Below are 13,951 nucleotides of genomic sequence, written 5' to 3' on the forward strand. Positions count from 1 at the left end.
TCAAGATCGAGGCGCGCAAGAAAATTTTTTATCGCAGGCATGTACATAATATTCCGATGATAAAACTTGATTGCGCAACGACGAGATTGGGAGAAATGGCAATTTTTCAAGGTTCCCAACAGGAATAGGTGACAAGCATGAGCGAAGTGATACTAGAAATGGCCGAAAAAATGGAGAAAACCGTCGAGACGTTCAAAATCGAACTGGGGAAGGTCCGTACCGGCCGCGCCTCGCTGGCGTTGCTCGACGATATCAAGGTCAACGCCTACGGCAGCATCATGCCGCTCAATCAGGTCGGTTCTCTGACCATTCCGGAAAGTCGTACGATTGCCATCCAGCCATGGGACCCACAGGTTCTGCCGGCAATCGAGAAGGCGATTCTGAAATCAGATGTAGGCCTGACGCCGGTCAGCGACGGCAAGATCATCCGCCTCAATATCCCGCAACTTACCGAAGAACGGCGCAAGGAACTGGTTCGGCATGTCAAGAAGATTGCCGAGGAATTCCGGGTGGCGATCAGAAACGTCCGCCGGGAGGCGATAGATACCTTGAAAAAACAAAAAAAAGATAAGGATATCTCCGAAGACGACCTGTTCAAACTTCAGGACGAAGCTCAGAGCGAAACCGATACCTATATCGCCCAGATCGACGAGATTACCGCGGCGAAAGAAAAAGAGATGCTCGACGTCTGAGATTACACCTCTTCGTTTCTTGAAATGTTGAACCACGGGTCTTTTTATGACTGTTCCCGAAGAACTCGATCCGCAGAGGTTGCCCGCTCACGTGGCGATCGTCATGGACGGCAACGGCCGCTGGGCGAGAAAACGGAAAAAACCCCGGATTTACGGGCACAAGATAGGTGCCGATTCGGTTCGCGATATCGTTGAGACCTGCGGTGAAATCGGCATCTCCTGTCTGACGCTGTATGCTTTTTCGGCCGAGAACTGGAAGCGGCCGCATCAGGAGGTTTCCGGCCTGATGAACATATTGAAGTCTTACTTGGTCTCCGAGTTAGACCGGATGGAAAAAAACCAGATCCGACTGCGTTGTCTCGGCGAGATATCCCGTCTGCCCGACTCTGTTCGTGATGTACTGCACACCTCCATTCAGCGCACCGCAGCCAACACCAAGCTTACCCTCAACCTGGCACTCAGCTATGGCGCGCGTGATGAAATCTGCCGGGCCGTGCGGTTGATCGCCGGGCAGTGCCGTGCCGGTACGCTTGATCCCGATCAGGTCGATCACCAGGTAATTGCCGATAACCTCTATACCGCCGGACTGCCGGACCCGGACCTGTTGATTCGTACCGGCGGCGAATGCCGGCTCTCCAATTTTCTGTTGTGGCAGGCATCCTATAGCGAGATTTATTTTACCGAAACCATGTGGCCCGACTTTCGTCGTGCGGCCTTTATCGAGGCAATCCGCGATTATCAGCAGCGAGAGCGGCGGTTCGGCCGGACCACGGAGCAGCTCCGGAGGCAGGACTCGTGAAACGGATCATTCCAGGACTCTTGTTGGCCGCCGGTTGGCTGCTGTTACTGATGACCGGTTCGTTCCTGCTGTTCTGGGCGGCGGTGGTGGTGATCGGTCTGATCGGGGCGCGGGAATATTGCCGGATGACGATGCCAACCGATCTCTTTGAGAGTGATCGTATCGTGCTCATCGTTTTGATGAGTTTGCCGATTCTGGCGGCCGCTTTTGCCCGGCACCCCGCTTTTGAACAATCCTTCGGCCTGTTTCTCGGATTCTGCGGGCTGATCGGCTTTATCTTCTATCATTTCGGAAGGTTTTCCAACCCATTGCAGATTCTCTACCGCTGTGTGCTCGGGGTGGTTTTCATCGGCTTTCTCGCATCTCATCTGGTATTGCTGCACGCCCTGCCGGACGGTGTGCAGTGGCTTGCCATCCTGACTGCGGTTACCGCCGGTTCGGACACTGCCGCCTACCTGGTCGGCAGCCGTTGGGGGAAGCGTAAACTCTGCCCGCAGATCAGCCCGAAAAAGACCGTCGAAGGGGCGTTGGGCGGAATCGCCGGTGCTGTCGTCGGCGCCTTGTTGTTGTCTCTCTTCTTCCCGGTCTCCTGGGGTTGGCCGCTTATCCTGGTGCTGGCCGTCGGCCTGTCGCTGGTCGGGATGGCCGGCGATCTGCTCGAGTCGGCGATCAAACGAGGCACCGGCAGTAAGGACTCCGGCCACCTGCTCGCCGGGCACGGCGGGGTACTCGATCGCATCGATTCCCTGTTCCTGTCCGCCCCGGTGCTCTATTACCTGCTCATTTTCTCAGGTTATTGATGAAACATTTAGCGGTGCTCGGCTCCACCGGGTCCATCGGGGTGAACGTGCTGTCCATCGTTCGTCAGTTTCCCGAGCGGTTTCGCATCGTCGGGCTGGCCGCCGGGACCAATGTCTCCCTGCTTGCCGAGCAGGTCGTTGCCTTTCAGCCCGACCTGGTGTCGGTTATCGATGAGTATCATGCGGAAAAACTCGCCGCCCTCTTGCCTGAAGACTGGTGCGGACGAATAGTGTACGGAGTGGAAGGCGCGACGCAGGTGGCTGCCTGCGAGAGCGCCGATATGACCATCTCCGCGGTTGTCGGTGCGGCCGGGCTGCTGCCGACCATCGCCGCCATTGAAGCGGGCAAGGATATCGGTCTGGCCAACAAAGAGACCCTGGTACTGGCCGGTCGACTGGTGATGAACAAGGTGCGGCAAAACAGGGTGCAGCTGTTGCCGATCGACTCCGAACACAGCGCCATTTTTCAGGCGCTGGAAGCCGGCCGCCGAGAAGACGTGGCGCGGATAATCCTGACCGCATCGGGTGGCCCGTTCCTCGAGAGGAGCGTGGAGCAGTTGCAGCATGTCTCCTGTGATGAAGCGTTGAATCACCCGAATTGGAGTATGGGCAAAAAGATCAGCATCGATTCGGCGACGCTGATGAATAAAGGACTCGAGGTGATCGAGGCCCGCTGGCTGTTTGACATGGACCCGGAGGCGATTAACGTTGTCGTTCATCCGCAGTCGATCGTCCATTCACTCGTCGAGTTTCGTGACGGTTCCGTGTTGGCGCAGCTTGGCATCCCGGACATGAAGATCCCGATCGCCTACGCACTGTCATATCCTGAGCGGATGGCCCTGCAGCTCAAACAGCTCAATCTCTGGCAGTGCGATAACCTGGTCTTTCGCGAACCGGACTTTCAGCGATTTCCGGCACTGCGGCTGGCGTACGAGGCTCTGGGGCGGGGTGGAACTGCACCTGCGGTTCTCAATGGCGCCAATGAAGTGGCGGTAGCTGCCTTTCTTGCGCGAAGGATTTCTTTTCTGCGTATTTCTGCTATTGTGGAGCAGACCCTTGCCCAGGAAACCGGCGGTAGCGATACCGATCTTTCCGATCTGCTTGCCGCCGACCGGGCGGCCCGGCAGTGTGCCGAAGCACTCATTGCCGGCTCGCCGGCCTGATTTTTAAAGATGTTGTCAGATTATGAATACACTCATCTCTTTTATCATTGTCCTTGGCATCCTGATTTTTGTTCATGAGTTAGGGCACTTCCTGTTCGCCAAATTATTCCGGGTAAAAGTTCTGCGTTTTTCCCTCGGCTTCGGGCCGAAAGTCGTCGGCAGGGTGCTGGGTGAGACCGAGTACCTGATTTCGGCGGTTCCGCTCGGCGGTTACGTCAAGATGCTCGGCGAGTCTCCCGATGACCGGCAGGCGGGCCAGGACGAGGACCGCTCGTTTGCCGGTAAACCGGTCTGGCAGCGCTTTTGCATCGTGCTCGCCGGACCGCTGTTCAACCTGTTGTTCTCCGTCGTCCTCTTCTTCGCCATTTTCCTCTCCATGGGCATGCCCGAGAGCCGGGAAAGCACGGTGGTTGGTGAAGTGAACGCGTCCTCCCCGGCCGAACAGGCGGGGGTTGCAGTGAGTGACAGGATTCTGGCCATCGACGGGCGTCCGGTTAACGTTTGGCTGGATGTCCTGAATGCTGTAAAAAACAGCGACGGTCGTTCGCTCGAATTTCTCGTCGAGCGCGACGGACGGGAGGTAGCGGTGACGGTGACACCGCAACTGGACAGCGTCAAGAATATCTTTGGCGAGGAACAGGAGCGGCGCTATATGATCGGCATCGTCAAACTCGATGAGATCGAGTATCGGCCGGCCGGTCTGTTTGAAGCACTGCAGGCCGCCGTCTGGCAGACCTGGATGTTTATCTACCTGACGTTTATGGGGGTGGTCAAGATCATCCAGAAAGTGATTCCCGCCTCGGAGTTGGGTGGGCCGATCCTGATCGCCCAGCTGGCAGGTGAACAGGCGCGGGCCGGGCTGCTCAATCTCGCTCATTTCATGGGCTTGCTCAGTGTCAACCTCGGCATCCTCAATCTACTGCCGATCCCGGTGCTGGATGGCGGTCACCTGGTCTTCTTGACCATTGAGGGTATCAGACGCAAGCCGATCAGCGAGCGGTTGCAGATCGTTGCCCAGCAGGTGGGTATCGCCCTGCTCGGGACCTTGATGATTTTCGTTTTTTATAACGACATCATAAGGTTGTTCAGTTGATGATAGCAGCAAGCGATGTACCGCTGATCCTGGCTTTCGACACCGCGACGCGCTCCTGCTCGGTCGCGCTGACGAGGGGCGGCCCTATCGATGGAGAGGTGCTCGTCTCGTTGAGTCTGGCGGTGGAGATCACCCATTCCCGGCGGCTGCTCGACTCGATCGACCTGCTGCTGCGCGAGGCGGGGGTGAACATTGACGCTGTTGCGGCGGTTGCTTTCGGCCTCGGACCGGGGAGTTTTACCGGGCTGCGGATCGGCATGGCGACAGCTAAAGGCCTCTGTCACGGTGCCGGCAAACCACTGGTCGGAATCCCGTCACTCGATGCGATCGGTTGTGGAGTCGAGTCCGATGAGTTGATCTGCGTCGTGCTCGATGCCCGCAAACAAGAAGTCTACAGCGGTTTCTATCGGCGTGGCCAGGATGGACGGGTGACCCGCTGCGGCGACTATGCGGTCGGTCCGCCGGAGACGGTGGCCCGGGCCATTTCGGGTTCCGTAGTCATGGCCGGTGATGGTGTCGCCGCCTATGCTCCGATCTGGCGGAAACTGCTCGGTGGACGGATGCGTGAGGCGGGGGCCCGCTATCGCTATCCGAGTGCGGCAATGATCGGGATGCTCGCCGCGGCCCCGCTGGTCGCCGGGGATGTCCTCGATCTCGATCTGGCGACACCGCTCTATGTCAGGTCCTCCGATGCCGAACTGAGCCTGGTCCAGCCGGCCGGGGCGGTCCTTCCGGCGACGACGGCAGCGCGAAAAACAAAATGACGATGATCAAACGACGCTCAACCAGACAAATCATGGTCGGTACGGTGCCGGTCGGCGGCAGTGCCCCGATCAGCGTACAGTCGATGACCAATACCGATACCGCCGACATCGACGCAACGGTCGCACAGATCAAGCGGCTCGAACAGGCCGGCTGCGAGATCATCCGGGTGGCGGTGCCGGACATGGCCGCGGCCCGGGCGATACGCGCCATTCGTGAAGCCAGCACCATTCCGCTGATCGCCGATATCCACTTTGACTGGCGACTCGCGGTGGCGGCCATGGAGCACGGGGCCCAAGCCATCCGGATCAACCCCGGCAACCTCGGCGGCCCGGAGAAACTGGCCCGCACCGTCGATGCGGCGAAGCACCATCGGGTCCCGATCCGGGTCGGCGTCAACAGCGGCTCCATCGAGAAGGATCTGTTGCGCCAGTATGGTTACCCCACCCCTGATCGGCCGACCGCACTGATCGAGAGTGCGCTGCGCAACGTCAAACTGCTCGAGGTGCAGGGCTTTGGCGAAATCAAAATCTCTATCAAGTCCGCCGATGTGCTGACCACGATCAGCGCTTACCGACTGCTTTCCGAGCGGACCGATTACCCGCTCCATCTCGGGGTCACCGAGGCGGGCGGTTTGATTGCCGGTACGGTCAAGTCCAGCGTCGCCCTCGGCATCCTGCTTTCCGAAGGGATCGGCGATACCTTCCGGATATCCTTGACGCGGGACCCGGTCGAGGAGGTGCAGGTCGGCTACGCACTGCTGCGTTCATTGCAGATCAGGCAACGGGGTCCGGAACTGATTTCCTGTCCGACCTGTGGGCGGACTCGGATCGACCTTTTCAGCCTGGCCGAGGCGGTGGAACGATATGCCCAGACCATGCAGGCACCGGTCAAGATTGCGGTGATGGGCTGCGTCGTCAACGGTCCGGGAGAGGCACGCGAAGCCGATATCGGGGTGGCCGGCGGCAACGGGGTCGGCATTATTTTCAAAAAGGGCGAGATCTATAAGAAAGTACCCGAAGCGGAGCTGCTCAAGGTCTTTCTCGAGGAATTACAGAAGCTGGAACAGGAACGGCTGGCTCAGGCGTGAGCCGAAACAGGCGCAGTGATGCGCCGTACACCGGGACAGAGGAGACGATGCGCTACTCACAGATGCTCATACCAACCTTGAAAGAGGTGCCCGCCGAAGCGGAGGTGATCAGTCACCGGCTGCTGCTTCGCGCCGGATGTATCCGGAAATTGACGGCCGGTATCTACACCTACATGCCTTACGGCTTGGCGGCTATCCGCCGGGTCGAGACCATCGTCCGGGAGGAGATGAACCGGGCCGGCGCACAGGAGCTGTTGATGCCGATGGTCCAGCCCGCCGATCTCTGGCAGGAGTCGGGACGTCACGAGAAATACGGTCCGGAACTGCTGCGTTTTCGCGATCGCCATGATCGGGAGTCGTGCCTCGGACCGACCCACGAAGAGGTGATCACCGATATCGCCCGCCGTGAGTTCCACTCCTATCGGGACTTGCCGGTCAATCTCTACCAGATCCAGACCAAGTTCCGCGACGAGATCAGGCCGCGTTTCGGCCTGATGCGCGGCCGTGAGTTCATCATGAAGGATGCCTATTCCTTCGATGTCAGCGACAAGGCGGCCGAGGAATCGTACCGCAAGATGTACGATGCCTATAACCGCATTTTTACCCGCTGCGGCCTCGAGTTTCGCTGTGTCGAAGCCGACTCCGGTGCAATCGGCGGCAGTTTCTCCCACGAGTTCATGGTGTTGGCTGCGACCGGGGAAGATACCATTGCCGTCTGCAACGACTGCAGTTGGGCGGCGAACCTGGAAAAAGCGGCGATTCGGCCTACAGGGACGCAGACCGAGGTGGCGGGTGATCGGGTTCCGGCCATGGAACGAGCTGAGACGCCGGGCCAGCGCACCGTCAAGACGGTCTGTGAGTTTCTCGGCATCGCCCCGCAGCAGTTGCTCAAGACCATGGTCTACATTGCCGATGGGGTTCCGGTTGCGGTCCTGCTCCGGGGCGATCGGACGCTGGAGGAGGTCAAGTTGAAAAATCATCTCGGCGCCAAGGACATCCGGCTGGCCGAGGACCAGGAAGTATACGATGCCACCGGTGCGCCGGTCGGTTATCTCGGGCCGGTCGGCTTGAAGATCAGGCTGCTGGCCGATCAGGAAGTCATGGGGCTGGGCCCGGTTGTCGTTGGAGCCAACGAAAAGAACGCCCATTTGCGCAATGTCGTGCCCGGGCGCGACTTTCAAACCGACGAGGTGCTCGACCTGCGCCAGATCTGCGAGAGTGACCCGTGTCCCGCCTGCGGTGGCACCCTGCGTCTGGTGGAGGGCATTGAGGTGGGCCACATCTTCAAACTCGGCACCGCCTACTCGGAGGCGATGAACGCCCGGTTTCAGGACCAAGAGGGTAACGATCTGCCGCTGGTCATGGGCTGTTACGGCATTGGCGTGAGCCGCGTGGTGGCAGCGGCCATTGAGCAGAACCATGACGATGCGGGCATCATCTTTCCGGTACCGCTGGCGCCCTTCCAGGTGGTCATTTTGAATCTGGGCATCAAAGACGAGGCGATTACCGCGATGGCGGAGCGCCTCTACGCCGAACTTGGTGCGGCCGGCATCGACGCTTTCCTCGATGATCGTGACGAACGGCCCGGCAGCAAGTTCAAAGATGCCGACCTGCTAGGCTTTCCCTACCGTATCACAGTCGGCAAGCGATTTGCGGAAAGTGGGCTCATCGAAGTTCGCCGCCGTCGTGACGGTTTTACCGAGGAAGTCGAGGCGGTGGCTGTCGTCGATATGCTGCGGGCTCGCCTCGACGAGGACGTCAGCAAGGACTGATTTGAGTTATGTCGTACGGTTCGGTTATCCATCCGGGCGGGCTGAAACTGCTGGCCGCCAATTATCTGCACGACGTCGACCTCTCGCCGATCGATAAGGCTTGGGAACTTGCCGTCCAGGTCCACCAGGGGGGCAAGCATTTTTCCGGTGAACCGTACCTGATCCATGTCCTCGAGGTGGCCTCGACGCTGGCCTCGATGCACCTCGACCTCGACACCATTCTGGCCGGCCTGTTGCACGGCGCGCTGAAAAACGGCGTCAGCTTTGCCGACCTGGAAAAACAGTTCGGCAGCGATGTCGCCTACATCGTCAGCGGTACCACGAAGATCACCAGCGTCCAGTACAACAACAAGTTGACCAGCCAGGCGGAAAACGTCCGCCGCATGTTGCTGGCCATGGCCAAGGACATCAGGGTCTTGTTGGTGCGCCTGATAGACCGTCTGCAGGATATGCTGCTGCTCGATCTGGTCGATCGACCCCGGCAGCTGGAGGTGGCGCGTGAGACCATGGACCTGTTCGCCCCGCTGGCCGGCAGACTGGGGATCGACTGGCTGAAGCGACAGCTCGAGGATTTCTCGTTCAAATATCTCTATCCCGCCGAATTCGACGATCTCAACGAGCGGCTGGAGAGTTCGCTGGAGGAGCGGCAGCGTTACGTTGACGAGACGATTTCCATTCTCTACGCCAAGCTGCGTGAGGGCAATGTCAGCCCGACCCGGATCCTCGGCCGGCCGAAACACCTCTATTCGATCTACAAGAAGCTGGTCGTCCAGAATATTCCACTGGAACGGGTCTACGACAAGGTTGCCTTCCGCATCATTGTCGCCAACGTCAAGGGGTGCTACGAGGCCCTCGGTATCATTCATGCCAACTGGGCGCCGGTGCCCGGCCGGATCAAGGATTTCATCTCGGTACCCAAGGCCAACAATTACCAATCGATGCACACCACCGTCGTCGGACCGCACGAACACTTTATCGAGATCCAGATCCGCACCGAAGAGATGGACCGGGTCGCCCAGGAGGGGATTGCCGCCCATTGGGCCTATAAGGAAGGACAAAAGGTCGACGATCGCGATGCCCGGCTGTTCAGGGAGTTGAAAAAGCTTGTAACCTCTTTGCAGGATGTCGAGGATTCACGCGAGTTCCTGGAGAGTCTGCGCGGCGAGTTGCACGACCCTGAGGTATTCGCGCTGACGCCAAACGGCGAAGTCCGCGAATTTCCGGCCCAGAGTTGCCCGATCGACTTTGCTTACGCGATTCATACCGAGGTTGGCAACCATTGTGCCGGAGCCAAGGTCAACGGCCGCCTCGTGCCGCTCAAGTACGAACTGCAGAACGGCGACATTGTCGAGATCATCACCTCGCCGAACCAGCGACCGCGCCGGGGCTGGCTTGACATGGTCAAGACCAGCCGGGCTCGGGCTCGGATCAGATCCTGGCTGCGGCGCGAGGAGAACGAGAAGGCCCTGCTGCTCGGCCGTGAGATTTGCGAGCGGGAGCTGAAAAAGCACGACATGACCTTGAAGCGGATGGTCAAAAGCGGTCACATCAAGCTGCTTCTCAAGACCCTGCGCTGCAACAGTCTCGATGACATGCTCATCAAGGTCGGCAGCGGCGCGATCACCATCCAGAACCTGCTCAAGGCCCTTGACCCGCCAGAGATGCGCCAGGATAATGAGGCCACGGCTCAGCAGCTGAGCCCGGAGGAACTGGCGGCTTCGATGGTCAGCCAACAGCGGGGCAACGGTAGTCGTAGCGGATCGGCGATCAGCATCGACGGTATCGACGATATGCTGGCCAAGGTCAGTCTCTGCTGCCATCCGGTTCCCGGTGATCCGATCGTCGGCTTCATTACCACCGGCCGCGGGGTCTCGGTACACAAGGCGGACTGCCCGAACCTGCTCAGTTCAGATCCGCAGCGCTGGATCGAGGTGTACTGGAACAACCCGGAAAGTCAACAATACCGGGCTGAAATTCAGGTGATCACGGACAACAGCAAAGGGATTTTCGTCGATATCAGTTCGGCTGTTGCGGCGGATATGGCGACCATCGTCGAAATTTCCGCGCACAAGACGCCGGCCGACACCGTTGAATTTTCCATCGCGCTGGAAATCAGGGATCTGGAGCACCTGCAAGTGTTGCTCAAGCACTTGCGTCAGATGGAATCGGTTATCTCGGCGCGGCGGGTGTGATCGAGCGGCAGGACCGCACCAGAGGAGCAGAACATGGAGGTATGCCCCGTCTGCGGGAATGAGGTAGCAATCGATGCTGCGACCTGTCCGTTCTGTGGGGCGACGGTCTGTCGGGAAACCGGGAACGGCAAGAAGTTGGCACCGTTGTCCCGCACCGTCAACCTCAAGCAGGGGTTGCCGGTGGTTGATGTCGCATTGCAGCGGATGAACGGCGAGTTGGCCTTGGCCGAAGCGCTGGGGATCAGGGTCCTCATTTTTATTCACGGTTACGGCTCGTCCGGAAAGGGCGGCCGGATTCGTGATGAATGCCGGAAGGTGCTCGATGAGATGGTTCACCATCGACGCCTGCGGGCCGTTATCGCTGGGGAGGAGTTGCACCGGCGAACCGGAGCCGGCAAAATGCTGTTGCGCCGCTTTCCGCGTCTGGCGGAAGACTGCGCGACGGTTTTCAACAATCCGGGAGTCACCGTTGCCGTGCTGTAGCGGCGGCGCGCTGAAGCGTCGGCCGTTTTAGCAAATACACGGTAGAACCGGATGTTTCATGGTTCCCGCATCAGGCGGGAGCTGAATCAACGGCAATCATTGCATTGCCATGCCAAGGAGATATCATGAAGAATATTATGGCGGGCCTGGCGCTTGGGCTCTTTCTCGTACCGGTCACCATCACCGGCGCCGCTGTCGCGGCCGATGCAAGCCTGGAGACGCAAAAAGACAAAATCAGCTACAGCATGGGTCTTGACCTGGGAAATTATCTGAACGGGTTGGGTGACAAAATTGACCTGGCGATAATCAAACAGGGCATGGATGACGGCTTCACCGGGGCCGAGCCGAAACTCTCCACTGAAGAGATCGAGGCGGCTCAGCAGGAGTTTGCCGCGGCGATGAAGGCGGAGCAGGAAGCGATGCTGGCCGAGATGCAGCAGAAAAATACTGCTGCCGGTCAGGCGTTTCTTGAAGCGAACAAGAAAAGCGACGGCGTAACGGTCACCGAGAGTGGTCTGCAATATGAGGTACTGAAAGAGGGTGACGGCAAGAAACCGGCGGCCACCGACAAAGTGAAGGTCGATTATGTCGGGACGCTGATCAGCGGTGATGAATTCGACAGTTCCATCAAGCGCGGCGAACCGGCGGTGTTTACCGTCAACCAGGTGATTCCGGGCTGGAGTGAGGCATTGCAGTTGATGAGTGTCGGCTCCAAATACCGGGTGGTGATTCCGCCCGAACTCGCCTACGGCGAGAAGGGGGCCTCACCGGTCATCGAGCCGAACTCGGTACTGGTCTTCGAGATCGATCTGCTCGGCATCGAAGAGTAATCCGGTCCGTGCTTATCGCAGCACCGGCAATGCCGGGCTGCGGATATCCAGGTGTTCGGCACTGCCGAGCACCTGGTGGGCTCGGCGGATGTGATCGATATCGCGCCACGATCGCTGCAGTAATGAGGTCCCGTAAGCATCGATAGCGACCGGATCGTGGCCGACCGCCAGCTTGCCGACCGGCGGGGAGCAGGTTGGTCCCCAGAGGTGGGCCCGGGCCATGCCGACCGACGCGTCGAGGACCGTGAAATCCGGGGTGCGGTAGCGGTTCAGGTCGAAAACAGCCTGGTCCAGCTGTCGGTGGAATGCAGACTTGCCCCAGCCACCGGCCTGGTAGTGGGCCGGCGGGGCGCAGCCCATCATGTTTTTCATGGTCAGCGTGACCCCTGACATGGAATGTGCCTTGAGCACCGGTACCGAGATGAGGAATGTCTCGAACAGGATTCGGGGCAGGTGGATCTCCGGCCAGCGGGTGCAGTCCTGGTTGGTCAGCCGGCGGCAGGGTGCGTTGTTCAGATCCAGCAACTCGACCTGCCGACGACCGCCCAGCGGGGTATAGCCAAGACGATCGAAACAGTGGCCGGTCTCGTAATCGAGTGAGCCGGTCCCTTCTCCGACGATGATGTCGAAATCATCCCGTCTGTCCTGCAGGTAATCGATCAGGGCGCAGACGAGTTCGGCCGGTGTGGTAATCGGCGGCTCCAGCGCCTCCACCAGATTCGGCTTGATCAGGACCTGTCGATATCCGGCCAGAGCGTCGATCAGCCCGGCATCGTCGAGCAACGGCGGCAGCACGTCGTGCCAGCGACCGGACGGCCCGCTCCAGACGATCCCTGTCCTCGTGTCCATCATCTGCCTTCCGCGGCAGCTGTCGGGTGCGGCAGCGACTGTTTCAGACCCTCCAGCAGGACCCAGCGTCCGAGCGGTTCCAGGCGGCAGGGGAACGATGAGGTGAACAACGGGTTGTTGCACAGACCGCCGGAGAGATAGAGGTGGCGCGGCCGTCCGGCGAACTGGTAGGCGTTCAGCGCGATCCCCTTGACGAAGCGGGCGACGGCCTCGGCTTCGCTCATGCCGGCGATCACCGCATCGAAGATATGGCTCATACCGAGTACGCCGCAGGTGACCGAAAATGAGGTCGGCGGCACGCGCAGAGCGGCAAAGTCAAGATCGTAGTAGCGTTCCAGCAGTTCGATGGTAAAGCCCATCGAGGCGCCGCATTCGGCGTTCCACCCCATGTCTTTGACCACTCCCTTATCATAACGGACGAACTTGATATCGCGGCTGCCGCAGTCCAGCAGCGTAAAACTGTCATCGGCGATCAGGTGTCGGCCGCCCCGGGCCAGCGCCGTCAATTCATTAACGTAGTGAGCGGCAAATCGCTTGCCGTTATGACCGGTGGCCAGATCTACCCGCAGGCTGCGATCGATGTCCTTGGTCGGCACCACCCGCGGGGTCGCATCGCGTGAGTCGAGAAGTTTGCAATAGGAGGTGCCGAAATCAGCCAGCAGCATTGAAGACCTCCGACAGTTCGAGAAACGCCTGGATCTTCGCCTTGACGCTGCTGCCGGCGCTGACATCGCAGTCGACGTAGAGAGCGTGCGGGTGGCGGCCGGCCAGGTGCCGTGCCAGGGCGGTCTTGGCACAGAACGACTGGGCGAAAAAGACGGTAGGGATCGCCGGGTTGAAATGTTCTTCAAGTTCGATATTGTCGGGTGTCTTATTCTCCATGCAGCGGCTCCAGCCGTAGACGTGCGTTGTTTCCGGGAAGAGTGAGAGCAGGGAGAAATCGCGCGGCGGCACGCCCCAGAAGCCGGCTGTCGGTGGGCAGGGCGCCAGTTCCTGGTGGGGTTCGGGAACGGTCACCGAAGCGGTGATTGCCGCCAGTTTTTCCAACAGACCCATGCGGGTGCGGCAGATGGGCGTGCCAAAGTCGATCCGGTCCTGGTTTTTGGTCCTGACAATCCGGGTTCGCGGCAGCGAGTCCTCGAGAATGGTGGCGGTATGCATGGCGCTGTCGCACTTTCCCGGCCCGACATCGATATAGATCTCGTCGAGATCGAGCGACACCGCATTGATCATCACGGTACGCAGGATGGCGCAATAGACCGAGGGCAGAAACGGTGAGGCGGCCTCGATACTGCTCTGTACGATCGGTTCGTCCAGATCGAAGATCAGCGCGTTATTCCGCCTCAGTTTTTTGATGACGTCGAGCGGCGGGATACCGACGATGCCGGTCCGTTTCCGGCTGGCTCCGTTATCCATGAGGTTGTTG

The 13,951-nt window shown here is 59.5% G+C and carries 14 protein-coding genes; 11 read left to right on the plus strand and 3 right to left on the minus strand.

What is annotated here, in order from left to right; genetic code table 11:
- Nucleotides 1-137: 137 nt before the first annotated feature.
- The 11 genes from frr (at nt 138) to bamJ (ending at nt 11,676) form a co-directional block, all read left to right on the plus strand.
- Complete coding sequence (frr, locus tag BUC26_RS18110; protein ID WP_073378320.1) at nt 138-692, plus strand: ribosome recycling factor; 555 nt, start codon at nt 138-140, stop codon at nt 690-692.
- A gap of 46 nt (nt 693-738) precedes the next feature.
- Complete coding sequence (locus BUC26_RS18115; protein WP_073378322.1) at nt 739-1,491, plus strand: isoprenyl transferase; 753 nt, start codon at nt 739-741, stop codon at nt 1,489-1,491.
- Nucleotides 1,488-2,291 (plus strand): phosphatidate cytidylyltransferase, encoded by an 804-nt coding sequence (locus BUC26_RS18120; RefSeq protein WP_073378323.1) that lies wholly within the window; start codon nt 1,488-1,490, stop codon nt 2,289-2,291. Before BUC26_RS18115 ends, BUC26_RS18120 begins: the two co-directional genes overlap by 4 nt.
- A complete protein-coding gene (locus tag BUC26_RS18125) occupies nt 2,291-3,454 on the plus strand; it encodes a 1-deoxy-D-xylulose-5-phosphate reductoisomerase (RefSeq protein WP_073378325.1) in 1,164 nt (387 codons plus the stop codon). Before BUC26_RS18120 ends, BUC26_RS18125 begins: the two co-directional genes overlap by 1 nt.
- Before the next feature lie 22 nt (nt 3,455-3,476).
- The gene (rseP, locus tag BUC26_RS18130; RefSeq protein WP_073378327.1) at nt 3,477-4,547 is read left to right on the plus strand and encodes an RIP metalloprotease RseP; all 1,071 of its coding nucleotides are present in this window, start codon (nt 3,477-3,479) and stop codon (nt 4,545-4,547) included.
- Nucleotides 4,547-5,311 (plus strand): tRNA (adenosine(37)-N6)-threonylcarbamoyltransferase complex dimerization subunit type 1 TsaB, encoded by a 765-nt coding sequence (gene tsaB / locus BUC26_RS18135; RefSeq protein ID WP_073378329.1) that lies wholly within the window; start codon nt 4,547-4,549, stop codon nt 5,309-5,311. Before rseP ends, tsaB begins: the two co-directional genes overlap by 1 nt.
- A gap of 2 nt (nt 5,312-5,313) precedes the next feature.
- Complete coding sequence (gene ispG / locus BUC26_RS18140; RefSeq protein WP_073378377.1) at nt 5,314-6,399, plus strand: flavodoxin-dependent (E)-4-hydroxy-3-methylbut-2-enyl-diphosphate synthase; 1,086 nt, start codon at nt 5,314-5,316, stop codon at nt 6,397-6,399.
- Nucleotides 6,400-6,446: 47 nt separating this feature from the next.
- Entirely contained in the window at nt 6,447-8,171 is a 1,725-nt protein-coding gene (locus BUC26_RS18145) for a proline--tRNA ligase (RefSeq protein WP_073378331.1), read from the plus strand.
- An 8-nt stretch (nt 8,172-8,179) separates the two neighbouring features.
- Entirely contained in the window at nt 8,180-10,363 is a 2,184-nt protein-coding gene (locus BUC26_RS18150; RefSeq protein ID WP_073378334.1) for a RelA/SpoT family protein, read from the plus strand.
- Between the two features lie 33 nt (nt 10,364-10,396).
- Nucleotides 10,397-10,846: a zinc-ribbon domain-containing protein gene (locus BUC26_RS18155; protein WP_073378336.1), complete on the plus strand. Its 450-nt coding sequence runs from the start codon at nt 10,397-10,399 to the stop codon at nt 10,844-10,846.
- A 125-nt stretch (nt 10,847-10,971) separates the two neighbouring features.
- Entirely contained in the window at nt 10,972-11,676 is a 705-nt protein-coding gene (bamJ, locus tag BUC26_RS18160) for a BamJ family beta-barrel-assembly machinery protein (RefSeq protein WP_073378338.1), read from the plus strand.
- 12 nt (nt 11,677-11,688) lie between these two features.
- Here the strand turns inward: bamJ and BUC26_RS18165 are convergent, their stop codons facing one another.
- From BUC26_RS18165 to BUC26_RS18175, 3 genes are read right to left on the minus strand one after another with little or no spacing between them, the layout of a single operon-like run.
- Nucleotides 11,689-12,528, minus strand: a complete 840-nt coding sequence (locus BUC26_RS18165; RefSeq protein ID WP_143166068.1) for a DUF362 domain-containing protein — start codon at nt 12,526-12,528, stop codon at nt 11,689-11,691.
- On the minus strand, nt 12,525-13,190 hold the full coding sequence (locus BUC26_RS18170) for an ATPase (RefSeq protein ID WP_073378342.1): 666 nt from the start codon (nt 13,188-13,190) through the stop codon (nt 12,525-12,527). Before BUC26_RS18170 ends, BUC26_RS18165 begins: the two co-directional genes overlap by 4 nt.
- Complete coding sequence (locus BUC26_RS18175) at nt 13,177-13,941, minus strand: hypothetical protein (RefSeq protein WP_073378344.1); 765 nt, start codon at nt 13,939-13,941, stop codon at nt 13,177-13,179. The genes BUC26_RS18170 and BUC26_RS18175 overlap by 14 nt, the downstream gene beginning before the upstream one ends.
- Nucleotides 13,942-13,951: the final 10 nt, after the last annotated feature.

It is taken from the genome of Desulfofustis glycolicus DSM 9705, from assembly GCF_900130015.1.
Taxonomy (GTDB): Bacteria; Desulfobacterota; Desulfobulbia; order Desulfobulbales; family Desulfocapsaceae; genus Desulfofustis; species Desulfofustis glycolicus.